This is a genomic window from Staphylococcus delphini, assembly GCF_900636325.1.
GTDB classification, from domain to species: Bacteria; Bacillota; Bacilli; order Staphylococcales; family Staphylococcaceae; genus Staphylococcus; species Staphylococcus delphini.
The window spans coordinates 838,988-854,478 of the sequence record NZ_LR134263.1 but is presented as its reverse complement, the minus strand read 5'-3'; the positions used below and the strand labels follow the sequence as shown (position 1 = coordinate 854,478).

18 protein-coding genes are annotated in these 15,491 nt (G+C 39.9%); all 18 read right to left on the bottom strand.

Annotated elements, in window-relative coordinates; translation table 11 throughout:
• Positions 1-187 precede the first annotated feature (187 nt).
• The 18 genes from EL101_RS03820 to EL101_RS03735 all read right to left on the bottom strand — a co-directional run bounded on the left by EL101_RS03820 (position 188) and on the right by EL101_RS03735 (position 15,133).
• A complete protein-coding gene (locus EL101_RS03820) occupies positions 188-592 on the bottom strand; it encodes a F0F1 ATP synthase subunit epsilon (RefSeq protein ID WP_014613349.1) in 405 nt (134 codons plus the stop codon).
• A gap of 22 nt (positions 593-614) precedes the next feature.
• Positions 615-2,027 carry a F0F1 ATP synthase subunit beta gene (gene atpD / locus EL101_RS03815; RefSeq protein ID WP_096543027.1) on the bottom strand — a complete coding sequence of 471 codons (1,413 nt, stop codon included), beginning with the start codon at positions 2,025-2,027 and terminating at the stop codon, positions 615-617.
• 24 nt (positions 2,028-2,051) lie between these two features.
• Positions 2,052-2,918 (bottom strand): ATP synthase F1 subunit gamma, encoded by an 867-nt coding sequence (gene atpG / locus EL101_RS03810; RefSeq protein WP_096598062.1) that lies wholly within the window; start codon positions 2,916-2,918, stop codon positions 2,052-2,054.
• A 37-nt stretch (positions 2,919-2,955) separates the two neighbouring features.
• A complete protein-coding gene (gene atpA / locus EL101_RS03805; RefSeq protein WP_014613346.1) occupies positions 2,956-4,467 on the bottom strand; it encodes a F0F1 ATP synthase subunit alpha in 1,512 nt (503 codons plus the stop codon).
• Between the two features lie 26 nt (positions 4,468-4,493).
• Complete coding sequence (locus EL101_RS03800) at positions 4,494-5,033, bottom strand: F0F1 ATP synthase subunit delta (RefSeq protein ID WP_096597980.1); 540 nt, start codon at positions 5,031-5,033, stop codon at positions 4,494-4,496.
• Positions 5,033-5,557 (bottom strand): F0F1 ATP synthase subunit B, encoded by a 525-nt coding sequence (locus EL101_RS03795; RefSeq protein WP_096534009.1) that lies wholly within the window; start codon positions 5,555-5,557, stop codon positions 5,033-5,035. The genes EL101_RS03800 and EL101_RS03795 overlap by 1 nt, the downstream gene beginning before the upstream one ends.
• Before the next feature lie 160 nt (positions 5,558-5,717).
• Entirely contained in the window at positions 5,718-5,930 is a 213-nt protein-coding gene (atpE, locus tag EL101_RS03790) for a F0F1 ATP synthase subunit C (RefSeq protein ID WP_014613343.1), read from the bottom strand.
• 42 nt (positions 5,931-5,972) lie between these two features.
• On the bottom strand, positions 5,973-6,695 hold the full coding sequence (gene atpB, locus EL101_RS03785) for a F0F1 ATP synthase subunit A (RefSeq protein ID WP_019165804.1): 723 nt from the start codon (positions 6,693-6,695) through the stop codon (positions 5,973-5,975).
• Positions 6,696-6,728: 33 nt separating this feature from the next.
• Complete coding sequence (locus tag EL101_RS03780; RefSeq protein WP_019165803.1) at positions 6,729-7,085, bottom strand: ATP synthase subunit I; 357 nt, start codon at positions 7,083-7,085, stop codon at positions 6,729-6,731.
• 168 nt (positions 7,086-7,253) lie between these two features.
• A complete protein-coding gene (wecB, locus tag EL101_RS03775; RefSeq protein ID WP_096597982.1) occupies positions 7,254-8,393 on the bottom strand; it encodes a non-hydrolyzing UDP-N-acetylglucosamine 2-epimerase in 1,140 nt (379 codons plus the stop codon).
• A 22-nt stretch (positions 8,394-8,415) separates the two neighbouring features.
• A complete protein-coding gene (gene upp, locus EL101_RS03770; protein WP_019165801.1) occupies positions 8,416-9,045 on the bottom strand; it encodes a uracil phosphoribosyltransferase in 630 nt (209 codons plus the stop codon).
• A 33-nt stretch (positions 9,046-9,078) separates the two neighbouring features.
• Positions 9,079-10,317, bottom strand: coding sequence for a serine hydroxymethyltransferase (locus EL101_RS03765; protein WP_096597984.1), 1,239 nt, complete (start codon positions 10,315-10,317; stop codon positions 9,079-9,081).
• A gap of 20 nt (positions 10,318-10,337) precedes the next feature.
• Complete coding sequence (locus EL101_RS03760) at positions 10,338-10,865, bottom strand: TIGR01440 family protein (RefSeq protein ID WP_096543031.1); 528 nt, start codon at positions 10,863-10,865, stop codon at positions 10,338-10,340.
• A 117-nt stretch (positions 10,866-10,982) separates the two neighbouring features.
• On the bottom strand, positions 10,983-11,408 hold the full coding sequence (locus EL101_RS03755) for a low molecular weight protein arginine phosphatase (protein ID WP_096597986.1): 426 nt from the start codon (positions 11,406-11,408) through the stop codon (positions 10,983-10,985).
• Positions 11,405-12,457, bottom strand: a complete 1,053-nt coding sequence (locus EL101_RS03750; RefSeq protein WP_096597988.1) for an L-threonylcarbamoyladenylate synthase — start codon at positions 12,455-12,457, stop codon at positions 11,405-11,407. The genes EL101_RS03755 and EL101_RS03750 overlap by 4 nt, the downstream gene beginning before the upstream one ends.
• Before the next feature lie 165 nt (positions 12,458-12,622).
• Positions 12,623-13,465 (bottom strand): peptide chain release factor N(5)-glutamine methyltransferase, encoded by an 843-nt coding sequence (gene prmC, locus EL101_RS03745; protein WP_096597990.1) that lies wholly within the window; start codon positions 13,463-13,465, stop codon positions 12,623-12,625.
• Positions 13,455-14,531 carry a peptide chain release factor 1 gene (gene prfA / locus EL101_RS03740; protein WP_096597992.1) on the bottom strand — a complete coding sequence of 359 codons (1,077 nt, stop codon included), beginning with the start codon at positions 14,529-14,531 and terminating at the stop codon, positions 13,455-13,457. The genes prmC and prfA overlap by 11 nt, the downstream gene beginning before the upstream one ends.
• Positions 14,531-15,133 (bottom strand): thymidine kinase, encoded by a 603-nt coding sequence (locus EL101_RS03735; protein WP_096597994.1) that lies wholly within the window; start codon positions 15,131-15,133, stop codon positions 14,531-14,533. Before EL101_RS03735 ends, prfA begins: the two co-directional genes overlap by 1 nt.
• Positions 15,134-15,491: the final 358 nt, after the last annotated feature.

Here is a 15,491-nt window from a genome sequence, read left to right as displayed (position 1 = left end):
CGTTATCATCTCAATCGTCGACTTCCTATATTTCAAAAATCAGTCGATATGTGTGCATCTACTCAAATGTGTGTAAGGCATATTTTACAGCTTGCTTTATTGTCGACCATGACATTCTCGCCTTCAATAACGCCAAAAAGCTCGGTCTGCCACGAGGGACATACCGAGCTTTTTGATGTGCATTTGATTATTTATATTTCGCAACTTCGATACGGTTTTCAGCGCGCTTCAATGCACGTTCAGCACGTCTTAAATCCGTATCATCACGATCGCCTTCAAGGTAGAAAGTTGCACGTTGTTTCGCTGATTTCGCACGTTCTAAGTCAATATCATCTGCTGACTCTGCAGCTTGAGCTAGAATATTCACTTTTTCGTGACGAATTTCAGCAAACCCTTCTGTTACAGCTATATAATCCGATTTGCCATCTTTAGTCACTTTCACATGACCAATACGCAATGGTGTAACCGTCGGAATGTGACCGTACATCACACCCATCTCGCCTGCTGTCGTTTGTAAGACAACAATTTCGACATTGTCTTCTTTATAAACAGAACCATTAGGAGTGACGATATCTAAGGTTAATGTGTTCATTATCCAAGCCTCCTAATTTGTATTAAACTTCTACACCCATGTCTTTAGCTTTAGCGATCACATCATCAATGCCGCCGACTAAGCGGAATGCATCTTCTGGAATGTGGTCGTATTTACCATCTAAAATGGCTTTAAAGTCTTGAACTGTTTGTTTAACTGGTACGTATGAACCTTTTTGACCCGTAAATTGTTCAGCGACGTGGAAATTTTGTGATAAGAAGAATTGAATACGACGCGCACGTTCAACTGTTTTCTTATCTTCTTCTGATAATTCATCCATACCTAAGATTGCGATAATATCTTGCAATTCTCGGTATTTTTGTAACGTCGATTGAACTTGACGTGCCACATCATAATGCTCTTGTCCAACAATAGTTGGCTCTAAAGCACGTGATGTTGAAGCCAATGGATCCACCGCTGGGTAAATACCCATTTCACTTAATTTACGCTCTAAGTTTGTTGTCGCATCTAAGTGAGCGAAAGCTGTTGCTGGTGCCGGGTCAGTATAGTCATCGGCAGGTACGAATACAGCTTGGATTGACGTAACAGATCCTTTGTTTGTTGATGTAATACGTTCTTGTAATTGACCCATTTCTGTTGCAAGTGTTGGTTGGTAACCTACTGCTGATGGCATACGACCTAATAATGCCGATACCTCAGAACCTGCTTGTGTGAAACGGAAGATGTTGTCAATGAACAATAACACGTCTTGGCCTTGTTCATCACGGAAATATTCAGCCATTGTTAGACCAGAAAGTGCAACACGCATACGCGCACCTGGTGGCTCGTTCATTTGACCGAATACCATCGCAGTTTTCGCAATAACGCCACTGTCTTTCATTTCATAGTACAAGTCGTTACCTTCACGAGTACGTTCACCTACACCGGCAAATACTGAAATACCACCGTGTTCTTGTGCGATGTTATTGATCAGCTCTTGGATTAATACGGTTTTACCTACACCGGCACCACCGAATAAACCGATTTTACCACCTTTAATGTATGGTGCTAATAAGTCAACAACTTTAATACCTGTTTCTAAAATTTCTACTTCTGTAGAGAGTTCATCAAATTTAGGCGCTTCACGATGAATTGGGTCACGACGTACAGAAGCATCAATTGGCTCTTCTAAGTCAATATGTTCACCTAATACATTAAATACGCGTCCTAATGTCGCATCGCCGACAGGGACACTGATTGCTGCTCCTGTATCTCTTACTTCCGCACCACGTTGAACACCGTCAGTAGAGTCCATTGCGATTGTGCGTACAACATCATCGCCTAAATGAAGGGCAACTTCTAATGTTAAGCTCTCAGTCTCACCGTCTCTTGACACATCAATAAGCAGTGCGTTGTTAATGTTTGGAATTTCGTTATGTTCAAAACGCACGTCAATTACTGGCCCCATGACCTGAGTTACACGGCCTAATCCCATGTTTCTTCCTCCTTATAATCAAAATTATTCTAACGCTGCTGAACCACCAACAATTTCAGTAATTTGTTGTGTAATGGCTGCTTGTCGCGCTCGGTTATATTGTAATGATAAATCGTCAATCATTTCTGTTGCATTATCTGAGGCATTCTTCATTGCATTCATACGTGACGCATGTTCACTTGCTTTTGCATCAAGAATCGTACCATAAATTAAACTCTCAATATATTGAGGTAATAATATTTTCAGAATGGCATCTTTGTCTGGCTCAAATTCATAAGTGGCCATTGCACCGTGACCTAAGCTAGAGTCCTCTGGAGATAATGGTAATAATTTTTTACTGCTAGGCTTATTCTCGATTACACTTACGTAATGGCTATAGTAGATGTGTAATTCATCAATTTGTTCATCTACGTATAAATCGATGGCACGTTTTCCGATTGCCTGAATTGTTTTGAATGCAGGCTGATCCGGAATGTCAGTCAACGTATTTTCAAGTTGATAGCCACGGTTTTGTAAAAATGTCGCACCGATTTGTCCTAGTACGATAATACGATACTCTTCAGGACTGCTATGACGTTGTTCGATATCACGAATCATTTTCTTTAACACGTTTGCGCTATAAGCCCCCGCAAGTCCACGATCGCTCGTAATGACCATATAACCGACACGTTTCACAGGACGTTCATTCAACATCGGATGTGATGAAACTCTATTCGATCCCGCGATTGCTGTAATTGCGTCTTTCATTTTTTCCATATAAGGACGAAATGTCATCGCATTCTTCTCAGCTTTACGCAATTTAGAACTTGATACCATGTTCATTGCATTCGTAATCTGCTTCGTCTTTTTCGTCGATTTTATACGTGAATCAATTTCTTTTAATGAAGCCACCATCTCACCACCTTATCTATTTTAATCATCTGTTCAATTATTCTTCTGAAGCTTTAAAACCTTTTTTGAATTCATTGATTGCTGATTCAAATTTTTCGTCTGCAGGTAAGCCACCTGTTTCGCGAATTTCAGTAAAGATTTCATTTGCGTTAGATTTTGTCCATTCGATAATTTCCGCTTCGAAACGTGTAATATCCACAACAGGAATATCATCTAAATAACCACGTGTTAATGCATAAATAATCAATACTTGGTGTTCAACAGGAAGTGGTTTGTTTTGGTCTTGTTTTAATACTTCAACCGTACGTTTACCACGTTCCAATTTACTTGCTGTTGCTTCATCAAGGTCAGAACCAAATTGCGCAAATGATTCAAGTTCACGATATGAAGCTAAGTCTAGACGTAATGTCCCTGCAACTTTCTTCATCGCTTTAATTTGTGCAGATCCCCCTACACGTGATACTGAAAGACCCGCATTAATCGCTGGACGGATACCAGAGAAGAATAAGTCTGATTGTAAGAAGATTTGACCATCAGTAATTGAGATCACGTTTGTTGGAACGTATGCTGAGATATCCCCGGCTTGTGTTTCAACAAATGGTAATGCAGTAATCGAACCGCCACCTAAATCATCATTTAATTTCGCCGCACGCTCTAATAAACGACTATGTAGGTAGAATACATCACCTGGGTAGGCTTCACGACCTGGTGGACGACGTAATAATAATGATAACTCACGGTATGCTGCAGCTTGTTTTGTTAAATCATCATATACGATTAAAACGTGCTTACCGTTGAACATAAATTCTTCTGCCATCGTTACACCCGCATATGGCGCGATGTATAACATTGGCGCTGGTTGTGCTGCTGATGCAGATACAACGATTGTGTAATCTAATGCACCGGCTTGACGTAATTTTTCAACTGCTGCACGAACAGTTGATTCTTTTTGACCAATTGCGACATAGATACAAATCATATCTTGATCTTTTTGGTTTAAAATCGTATCAATCGCTACAGTTGTTTTACCTGTTTGACGGTCACCGATGATTAACTCACGTTGACCACGGCCGATTGGTACTAAGGCATCGATTGCTTTGATCCCTGTTTGTAAAGGTTCGTCAACAGATTTACGCGCCATAACACCTGTTGCTTTTTTCTCGATAGGACGTGTTTTTGTTGTGTTTAAAGGGCCTTGTCCATCAATAGGTTGACCTAATGAGTTCACAACACGACCGATCAGTTCTTCACCTACAGGTACTTCCATGATACGACCCGTACGTTTCACTTCGTCGCCTTCTTTAATCTCATCATAAGGACCTAAAATAACGACACCCACGTTTGTTTCTTCTAAGTTTTGTGCCAGTCCAAGTACGCCGTTATGGAATTCTAATAACTCACCAGCCATAACGTCGTTCAATCCGTGAACTAATGCAATACCGTCACCAATTTGAATAACTGTACCTACATCCGTTACAGACATTTCTGACTCATAGTTTTCAATTTGTGAGCGAAGTAATGCACTAATTTCTTCAGCTTTTATGGCCATCTATGTCACTCCTCCATTTAATCTAATTAATGTGCTCTGTTAAATTTCTTAACGAGTTGATTTAAATCATTTTGTACACTGCCGTCATATACTTTTGTACCGATTTTCACGCGTACGCCACCAATCAGTTCTTCGTTTACAGTAGAATGAATGATTAAATCTTTAAGTCCTGTACGATCTAACAATGCGTTTTTCACTTGCATCACTTCATCCTCATCTAAAGTAGAAGCTGATTCAACATAGGCATCTGCCAGACCGTGGAATTGATAATACTGCGCTTCAAATGCTTTGAAAATAGCAGGTATTAAATGTAAATTACGGTGTCCCGCAACAATTTTTAACGTATTCATCAAATAAGGTTGTGTTCCTGCAAAAACATTATCTACAATATGGCGTCTATCCGCGATTGTAATTTTTGGTTCATAATCGATGCCTTTTAAGTAATCAATTTGACTTTCAACAGCTGTATTGATTTCTGTCAATTCATCATATACCTCGGATAAGACATTGTGTGATAATGTGACATCATACAGTGCTTGGGCATATTTTTGAGCAACGTCAGCCATTACTTATCCCCTACCTCTTTAACGTACTTCTCAATTAAAGCTTTTTGATCTTGTTCAGAGATTTCTTTACGTAATACTTTTGATGCGATCAGTACTGAGAGTTCCGAAACTTGATTATTAATTTCTGCTAATGCACGTTCTTTTTCACTCTTAATTTCACTTTGTGCCGTTTCAAGCATACCATTGGCACGTTGATTGGCTTCATGAAGGATTTCTTCTTGTTGACGTCTTGCTTGTAACTTGGCATCTTCAAGAATTTTATGAACTTCATCTTGTGTTTCTTTAAGTTTTTGTCTATTTTCTTCTTCTAAACGTTGCGCATTCAATTTTGCACGTTCTGCATCATCAATGTCTTGATTAATTGAACGCTCACGATCGTCCATGACTTTTTTAAGTGGTCCCCAAGCAAACTTTCTAAGTAGTGCGAGTAAAATGAGGAAAGTTACTACTGTTACAATAATATCCCCGATGTTCACACCACCACCAGCTGCTGCAAGGGTAAATAAATTAGCAGTCACTATGATGTACACTCCTTTCAACCATTTCATCTGTTCAAACAATAAAAACGAATGGCGAAAGCCTAAGCTATACTAGACCTCGCCCTGACAAATGTTTTTCATATGTAAGAATAAGAAATTAACAAATGTCTTGATTACGTCATGCTTCCTAACTGATTAGCTTCGATTAAATGAATAATACGATGAATGTAATAACTACGCCGATGATAGGAAGTGCCTCTACTAAACCGATACCGATGAACATAATTGACATTAATTGTGTACGAGCTTCTGGTTGACGTGCCACACCTTCAACTGTTCTAGAAACGATTAAACCGTTACCAATACCTGCACCTAATGCTGATAAACCGATTGCGATTGCTGCTGCGATTAAATTCATTATATAAATCCTCCTAATTGTTTTTAAATTTTAATTTTTATTTTAATGGTTGTCTGCTACTTTATGTGACATATACACCATTGATAACATGATAAAGATATAGGCTTGGATTGAGCCTACGAAAATTGAAAAACCTTGCCAAATGATTAATCCAGGAATACCAATAATAAAACCAAATGCTACTGTTAAAGTCACTTTTGAAAGTAACCCTAATAAAATCTCACCGGCATAAATATTACCGTAAAGACGTAGACCTAATGTCAATGTCGATGCAAACTCTTCAAAGACATTAATAGGAAGTAATGCCAAATACGGTTTTGTGTAGCCTTTAAGATAAGCTTTTGGACCTCGCATTTTAACACCATAGTAATGGGTTAAAAGGACCATCATCGTTGCGAGTGTCAAAGTCACATGTGCATCAGCAGTTGGTGACTTCCACCATAGTGTATGACCGTTCACAAACTGCAATGGAAGCCCTAGCATGTTCGCCACAAAAATGAATAAAATTAAAGTGACGGCTAAGAAGTGAAATTGTCCACCTTTTGACCAGGCCATATTACTTTCGATAATGCCACGGACAAAGTCAAAAACCCATTCGATGAAGTTTTGTGCGCCTTTTGGTCTTTTCTGGAGGTTGCGCGTACATAAGACTGCAATAACAAATACTATCACTGCTGTTACTAACAACATCATAATAGTAGATAAGTTGAAATTAATATCTACTCCGAGAAAATGCCAAGTCACCACGGGATGTTTGTGATCCATTCTAGATTTCACCTCTTTTCAAAATATAATCAATCACGATTCCTTCTTTAACAAAGGACGAAAAACCATTAACACATATGAAACCATCAATCCTATGAGCACGCCGAGTATATGTATTTGCGCTTGAAATAGTACCCATATGACACATGCCACTATAGCGACGAGATAGCGCCAACCATTCCCCGTTGAAATAGGTTCTGCTGTGAAACGCTTTGATCGCCATAAATAATATTCAAAAATGCACGTATTCACTATAGATGCTATTGTCCCTACGATGAGCCCAAGTACAATCGGTTGTTGCACATCTAACGAATAGAGGATTAATAGCCCTGCTAAAAACGTAGCGTAATATGTTAAAAACGGCTGAAACATTTTATAAAAACGATTCATATTGAGCCTCTTTTCTGCCTTAAGACACAATTCTGAAAGCCGTTCCATACATACAACTTTCATGATAATATAGGGCGAAAAGTGTGTCAATTGCACAATTAAAAGGGTCAATTTTTGTAAATTGAATTGTCACAATTTTGACACATTCGCCCCTATTCAAATATCCCTTTACTTTTTTACTTGGAACGGTGCGGGTTTTTGCTCGATTAAACCGTAAAAGTATTTAATATTTTCACAAATACGCTGTGACGCTTGCCCATCACCATACGGATTTTGTGCGACACTCATCGCTTCGTACAACGCTGCATCCGTTAATAAAGCTTTCGTCGCTTCGTAAACATCCGCTTCTTCAGTGCCAACGAGTCGGAGTGTCCCTGCTTCCACACCTTCTGGACGCTCTGTCGTATCTCTTAATACGAGCACAGGCTTGCCGAGTGAAGGGGCTTCTTCTTGTACACCACCTGAATCCGTCAAAATAAAGTGCGCTTGATGTGCGAAGTTATGAAAATCAACAACTTCGAGTGGTTCAATTAATTCAATACGTTCATGATCACTTAAATGTTCATAAGCAATTTCACGTACTTTAGGATTTTTATGCATTGGGTAGACGATGACCGCATCTTCAAACTCCTCAACAATGCGTCTGGCCGCTTTAAAAATATGATGCATAGGTTCACCAATATTTTCGCGACGGTGTGCAGTGAGTAAGATAATACGCTTATCTTGATGACGTTGAATGATGTCTGATTGGTATTGTGGATCGACAGTCGTATGCATGGCGTCAATCGCTGTGTTACCCGTTACAACAACCTTTTCAGGGTCTTTATTTTCTTGCAATAAGTTTGCTTGTGCCTGTTCAGTCGGTGCAAAATGTAAATCAGCCATAATACCGGTCATTTGACGATTCATTTCTTCTGGGAATGGAGAATACTTATTCCAAGTGCGTAACCCGGCTTCAACGTGGCCAATGCTAATCTCGTTGTAAAACGCAGCGAGACTTCCTGCAAAAGTTGTTGTCGTATCTCCATGGACCAATATCATATCTGGTTGTGCCTGTTTGATGACATCTTCTAACCCGAGTAACACGCGTGATGTCACTTCTGATAACGTCTGTCCCTGTTTCATCACGTTTAAGTCATAATCAGGTTCAATTCCAAACGTTTCTAATACAGAATCTAACATTTCGCGGTGTTGTGCAGTGACAACGACTATCGGTTCTAATGCTTCATCTTTTTTGAGCTGTAAAACGAGCGGTGCCATTTTAATCGCTTCAGGCCTTGTACCAAAAATCGTCATTATCCTTTTCATGTCAATGCGCTCCTTGTATGAATTATTTTGTACCGAATAGACGGTCTCCAGCATCGCCGAGACCAGGGATGATATAAGCATTGTCATCTAACTTTTCATCCAATGCGGCAATAAAAATATCCACATCTTCATGTGCTGCTTGAAGTTTTTCAACGCCTTCTGGAGCGGCAATTAAACACATAAAACGAATATGTTTCGCGCCTCGTTTTTTCAATGAGTTAATTGCTTCGATCGCTGATGCACCCGTTGCAAGCATTGGGTCGACTACGATGATTTCGCGTTCTTCAATATCTTGTGGTAGTTTCACAAAATATTCGATCGCTTCAAGTGTTTCAGGGTCACGATATAAACCGACATGTCCGATTCTTGCTGCCGGTACAAGGTTTAAAATCCCTGTTGTCATACCGAGTCCTGCACGTAAAATCGGTACAAATGCGAGTTTTTTACCTGATAAACGTTTCGCAATAGCTTTTGTGACAGGTGTTTCGATTTCAACATCTTTTAGTTCCAAATCACGCGTCACTTCATAAGCCATCAGCATGCCTACCTCATCAACTAACTCACGAAATGCTTTTGTACCTGTGTTGACATCTCGAATATAACTTAACTTATGTTGAATTAAAGGGTGATCAAATACATGTACTTTACCCATGTGATTGCCTCCGTTTGTTCTAAAATAATCGGTTTATGAATATAAAGGGAATTTTTCTGTCAATGCTTGAACACGTGACTTCGCGTCTGCTAAAACTTTTTGGTCTTCATGGTTTTTAAGGACATCGCTAATGATGCGGCCGACTTCTTCAAATGCTTTTTCATCAAAACCACGCGTCGTCGCAGCCGGTGTACCTAAACGGATACCACTCGTAACGAAAGGTTTTTCTTGATCAAATGGGATTGTATTTTTGTTACATGTAATACCAATTTCATCAAGTGCCTCTTCTGCTACTTTACCTGTAATGCCTACAGAACCTTTAACATCTACTGATACAAGATGGTTATCTGTACCACCAGATACAATTCTAAAGCCATTATCTATTAAAGTTTTTGCAAGCATTTGCGCATTTTTAATCACTTGTTGTTGATACGTTTTGAATTCTGGTTGTAATGCTTCTCCAAATGCAACAGCTTTCGCAGCGATCACATGCTCAAGTGGACCACCTTGAATGCCAGGGAAAATTGTTTTATCAATCTCTTTTTTATATTCTTCTTTACATAAAATCATACCGCCACGAGGACCGCGTAATGTTTTATGCGTTGTTGTTGTAACGAAATCCGCAAATTCAACTGGGTTTTGGTGAAGACCCGCTGCAACAAGCCCTGCAATATGCGCCATATCTACCATTAACTTCGCGCCAACTTCATCAGCAATTTCTTTAAATTTCTTGAAGTCGATTGAACGTGAATAAGCAGAAGCACCCGCTACGATTAATTTAGGCTTGTGTTCTTTTGCTAACTTACGAACTTCTTCATAGTCGATATGCTCTTCGTCTTTCGTTACACCATATTCCACAAAGTTGTAGAACTTACCACTAAAGTTAACTGGTGAACCGTGCGTTAAGTGACCACCATGACTTAGATTCATACCGAGCACTGTGTCTCCATGTTCAAGTGCAACAAGATATACAGCCATATTTGCTTGTGAACCAGAATGCGGTTGGACATTGACATGTTCAGCATTGAAAAGTGCTTTTGCTCTATCAATTGCAAGCTGCTCCGTTTGGTCTACAAATACGCAACCCCCATAGTAACGGCGTCCAGGATAACCTTCAGCATATTTGTTCGTCATGACTGAACCTTGTGCTTCCATGACTGCTTCAGAAACAAAGTTCTCAGATGCAATTAATTCAATGCTTGTGTTTTGACGATGAAACTCTTTTTGAATACTTTCAAATACAGACTTATCTTGTTTAGCAAGAAATGACATAGACAATTCCCTCTTTTCTGTTAAAGTTGATATTTAGCACGTTCGCCCCCGATTTTTTTCGGTCGAGATGTTGCTACAGTCACAATTGCTTGGCCAACTTGTTTCACTGTAGTCCGAACAGGTACTGCCACATGCTTCAGATGCATACCAATCAATGTTTGACCGATATCAATACCTTTGTCAGCTCGGATATGTTCGACTACCATGGGCGCTTCCATATGACGATACGCATGTGTTGATAAAGAACCCCCAGCATGCACATCTGGAACGACAGAAACTTCAGTCATCACGTATGGATCAAAATCTTTGCGCTCGATCGTAATGGCACGATTGATATGTTCACAACCTTGAAACGCAAATGAAACACCTGTCTCCTGTTGAATCTTAACAAGTGCTTCGAAAATTTCTTTAGCGACATCTATCGAGCCAGTTGTTCCAATACGTGCCCCTTGAACTTCAGAAGTCGAACAACCTATGACACATATCTCTCCTTCATTAAAAAACGATTGGGCTTTAAGTTCTTCTAATAATTGATTTAAATCCTGCATAGCGTTACCCCCTTGTTCATCGTATGAGTCAAAAAAACAATAATGAAAGAACTACGAAACATGCTATACGTCCTTTATTATAACTTATTTTTTCTTTAACTTATACTGATTATACAATTATTCTGTCACTAATTTAGACCTTAACTTGTTGAGCATCCGAGTTAATTGTTCAAAGACTTGTTCATACGTTTCATACTGCCCACCATAAGGGTCTTCTACTGGCAAATCTTCATCCACATAATCGTTTAATGCATACACATTCACTTGTGGGCCATACATCGCTTGAATCATTTGGCGATGTGAAGTCGTCATCGTTAAAATCAAATCCGCTTCAGCATCCGCTGCATCAAACAATTGTGCGCCATTCGGTATCGGTAATACATGGCGTCGTAACAATTCACGACTATGTGGCGATATCGGTTGCCCTTCTTGTGCCATCAGTCCTCTTGAAACAATTTCAAAGTCTGGCATTAATTGTTTCGCAATACTTTCGGCTAATGGACTACGACACGTGTTGCCCGTACATACAAATACGATTTTCATAACGACTCATCCTTTACGACTTGTTGACTGACCGCTTTAAGCATCCGATTTCTCAACGCTTCAGTGTCAAAGTTATCTTCAAATCCATAAATGTACGCCATGTCGACATCATCGAGTTGGTCCAGTTGATGTAACACGTCATACAGATTATGATTGGCACCTTGAATATCGGATTCGCTTTCACTTATGACAATGACTTGCGCACTTGCTGGCAACAACTGTTTCTTCGTTTCAGGGACGATAAATGCGATTTTCGACCAGTCTTCGTGTGCGTCTTCGTGAATCGGTGCATTGAGTTGCGCTATCATTTTAAGAGGCGTTGACGGCGCATAATGACGATATTTCATCCCTGGCGCAATCGGTTTTTCAGTAGCTTGCGGACTGTGGACTTCGACAGATTGTGGCAAAATATCATTCAACATGTTGCGTGTTATCGTCCCTGGTCGCGCAATACGAAATGGAAATGACGTACAATCTACAACCGTGCTTTCGAGTCCCGCATCACTTTGCGTTGATTGCATAATGCCATCCACACGATGATTCAAATCATGAAACGCATGTTCAAACGTGGTTGGGGAAGGACGTCCACTTAAATTTGCGCTCGGTGCTGCAATCGGCAAATCGACCGCTTTTAACAATGCTAACGCGACAGGATGACTCGGCATACGCACTGCCACGGAATTCAATCCACCTGTCACCCGATCACATAAAAATCCTTGTCTTAACGGTAATATAAAGGTAATCGGTCCCGGCCAAAAAGCTTCCATTAACTTACGTGTCGCCTCCGAAATGTTTGCTACAAAATCATCAAGCTGATCCGTATCATGAATATGCACAATTAAAGGGTTATCGGAAGGACGCCCTTTCGCTTCATAAATTTTACGAATGGCCGTATCATCTTTTGCATTGCCACCTAAACCGTACACTGTTTCTGTCGGTAGCACGACGAGTCCACCATTTTGTAAAGTTTTTACAATTTCTGGTAATTTCGGATATTCTTCTAATCGTGTTGTATAATCTCGAACATCCCAAATTTTCGTTTCTGACATTAACGTCCACCTCTCCTTCTCTTCTATTTTACTACAAAAATAAAAATGGGTGCATGACTTCAATCGTAAGAATACGTCTTAGATTTTACTGTCGTGCATCCATTTTTAATTGCTGTTATATTGACGCTCATTCGCGAAATTTTCATTGCTTCATAGACAAAGCGACTATGGCTGCGTCCATTTAAAATGAAAAATTCGTGCATGACCGTTGATGTCGTTAATGACTTCTGGCGTAATATGCGGATACAACTGTTGCATCATGCGCGTTAACTGTAGACCTTGTTGGAAGCCAATTTCAAAGACGACCGGCGCACCATCTTGCATGACATGAGGCAAATCACGTAATATCGCTGCATATACTTGATAGCCTTCTTGACCTGCAAAAAGCGCCACATGCGGTTCATATTGGATCACACTGTCGTCCATCAATGCGCGTTCATGCTCACCAATGTACGGTGGATTCGAAATTAAACCATCCAATCGAACACCTTGATCAATCAACGGCTGTAACACATTTCCTTGTATAAAGGTGATGTCTTGTTGGAGTCGCTGCGCATTTTCTCGTGCGACCGCTATCGCTTGAGACGAAATATCTGTCGCAATCACACGCAATTCAGGTCGTTCAGCTTTTAAAGTGACAGCAATTGCACCACTTCCCACACCAATGTCAGCAACAACTTTAGCAGCTGCCAACTGTGTTAAAAAATAATGCACCACTTCTTCTGTCTCGGGTCTAGGAATAAGCACATCCGAAGTCACTTTCAATTGGCGGCCGTAAAACTCAGCTTGACCGACAACGTATTGCACTGGCATCCCTGTGAGCAGTCGTGATAAACCGTCATTCAACTGTTTAAGCGTCGATTCGGGCATTAGCGTCATTTCATTCAAAATGAGTGAAGTTCTCGACCATTGCAACGTATCCATCATGAACCATTGGATGGCATTCGCTTCGTATCCATTAGCCACCATTTGCTGTTCAGCCTGTTGTCGCCACTCTTTATAATTCACCAGTATTAAGCTCTTTCAATTTTTCAGTTTGTTCGTGCATCGTTAACGCATCCACAATTTCGTCTAACTTGCCTTCCATAATTTGATCTAATTTTTGTAATGTTAAACCAATACGGTGGTCCGTCACACGACTTTGCGGATAGTTATATGTACGGATACGTTCTGAACGGTCACCTGTACCCACCGCTGACTTACGTTGCGCTGCATATTTTTGTTGTTCTTCTTGCAATTTCATATCATACAAACGCGCTTTTAACACTTTCATCGCTTTTTCACGGTTTTGAATTTGCGATTTTTCTGAAGATGTCGCGATGACCCCAGTTGGAATATGGGTAATACGTACGGCAGAGTCCGTTGTATTAACGTGCTGTCCACCTGCACCACTTGAACGATACGTATCGATTTTCAAGTCTTCATTGCGGATTTCAATTTCTACGTCTTCTACTTCTGGTAAGACTGCAACTGTGGCTGTTGACGTATGAATACGGCCACCTGATTCTGTTTCAGGGACACGTTGTACACGGTGCGCACCATTTTCATATTTCAACTTACTGTAGGCACCGTCACCAGAAACTGAGAAACTGATTTCTTTATAACCACCGTGGTCACTTTCTGTCGCCTCTACAATTTCAAGTTTAAAACGATGTGACTCAGCAAACTTTGAATACATACGGAATAAGTCACCAGCAAAAATAGCCGCTTCATCGCCACCTGCAGCCCCACGAATTTCCACAATCACGTCTTTTTCGTCATTCGGATCTTTTGGAATGAGCAATAATTTTAACTGCTCTTCAAGTTCTGGCACTTCTGCTTTCAATACACTTGCTTCTTCTTTTAACATTTCCACTTCATCAGCGTCATCTGTTTCAGCAAGCATTAATTCAATTTCCTCAGCATCTTCTTTTACTTGTTTATATTGACGGTACACTTCTACCGTTTTTTGTAATTCTGATTGTTCTTTAGAATATTTTCTAAGAAGATTTGAATCACTCACAACTTCTGGATCGCTTAACAATTCATTCAGTTGTTCATAACGTTCTTCAACAATGTCTAATTGATCAAACATTATTTCAACGCCTCCTTATCATTTTCACTCGGTGCTACGATATGATGCGCACGACAACGCGGCTCATAACTTTCATTTGCACCTACAAGTATAATCGGATCATCCACTTTTGCAGGCTTGCCATCAATCAATCGTTGTGTTCGACTCGATGACGCCCCACAAACCGCACAGACCGCTTGTAATTTTGTAATATGTTCACTCACCGCTAGCATTTCAGGAACAGGGTGAAAAGGTTCGCCTTTAAAATCCATATCAAGACCTGCAGTAATGACGCGATACCCTCTTTCGGCAAGCGTTTGTGCAATGTCTACAATATCACGATCAAAAAATTGAATTTCATCAATGCCGATAATATCCACACCATTTAAGTCATGATGCCATATCTCACTTGCTTTAGAAATGTTAATCGCTTCTATTTCATTACCGTTATGAGAAACGACTTTTTCTTTATGGTAGCGGTCATCAATGGTTGGTTTAAATACCACCACTTTTTGCTTTGCATAGACACCTCGGCGTAAGCGTCTGATGAGCTCTTCTGACTTACCACTAAACATGCTTCCAGTAATGCATTCTATCCAACCTGAATGGTACGCTTCATACATGATTCTTTCCACCTTTTTCAAAACAAAATCAATTCATTATATCATAAAATATACGCCTTCGTTGATGTAATTCGTATGTATATCAAAATTCATTAAATTCTTGTTTTTTTATTTGAAAACGTGCACACTTACTTTTAAAATACAGTATCCCAATCTCACTGCATGTATTTAGCTCGTATTTTTGATAATCGCATTACTTTTATTTCAATAAGTGGCTACGAGTGTGCCACAATAAAAAAGTGGGTACACAATCTAAAGGTTTAGATTCCGTTGACCCACTTCAACGCACAACACGTTTCCTTATGATGCAATATCAAAGAAAACGTGTTGACGTACATTTTATTCACATTTCATCAAG

Bases quoted from the DNA above. Each gene is read 5' to 3' on its own strand.
- EL101_RS03820 (WP_014613349.1), bottom strand. From the start codon at position 592: ATGAACACATTAACCTTAGATATCGTCACTCCTAATGGTTCTGTTTAT.
- atpD (WP_096543027.1), bottom strand. From the start codon at position 2,027: ATGGGATTAGGCCGTGTAACTCAGGTCATGGGGCCAGTAATTGACGTG.
- atpA (WP_014613346.1), bottom strand. From the start codon at position 4,467: ATGGCCATAAAAGCTGAAGAAATTAGTGCATTACTTCGCTCACAAATT.
- EL101_RS03800 (WP_096597980.1), bottom strand. From the start codon at position 5,033: ATGGCTGACGTTGCTCAAAAATATGCCCAAGCACTGTATGATGTCACA.
- atpE (WP_014613343.1), bottom strand. From the start codon at position 5,930: ATGAATTTAATCGCAGCAGCAATCGCAATCGGTTTATCAGCATTAGGT.
- atpB (WP_019165804.1), bottom strand. From the start codon at position 6,695: ATGGATCACAAACATCCCGTGGTGACTTGGCATTTTCTCGGAGTAGAT.
- EL101_RS03780 (WP_019165803.1), bottom strand. From the start codon at position 7,085: ATGAATCGTTTTTATAAAATGTTTCAGCCGTTTTTAACATATTACGCT.
- wecB (WP_096597982.1), bottom strand. From the start codon at position 8,393: ATGAAAAGGATAATGACGATTTTTGGTACAAGGCCTGAAGCGATTAAA.
- upp (WP_019165801.1), bottom strand. From the start codon at position 9,045: ATGGGTAAAGTACATGTATTTGATCACCCTTTAATTCAACATAAGTTA.
- EL101_RS03765 (WP_096597984.1), bottom strand. From the start codon at position 10,317: ATGTCATTTCTTGCTAAACAAGATAAGTCTGTATTTGAAAGTATTCAA.
- EL101_RS03760 (WP_096543031.1), bottom strand. From the start codon at position 10,865: ATGCAGGATTTAAATCAATTATTAGAAGAACTTAAAGCCCAATCGTTT.
- EL101_RS03755 (WP_096597986.1), bottom strand. From the start codon at position 11,408: ATGAAAATCGTATTTGTATGTACGGGCAACACGTGTCGTAGTCCATTA.
- EL101_RS03750 (WP_096597988.1), bottom strand. From the start codon at position 12,457: ATGTCAGAAACGAAAATTTGGGATGTTCGAGATTATACAACACGATTA.
- prfA (WP_096597992.1), bottom strand. From the start codon at position 14,531: ATGTTTGATCAATTAGACATTGTTGAAGAACGTTATGAACAACTGAAT.
- EL101_RS03735 (WP_096597994.1), bottom strand. From the start codon at position 15,133: ATGTATGAAGCGTACCATTCAGGTTGGATAGAATGCATTACTGGAAGC.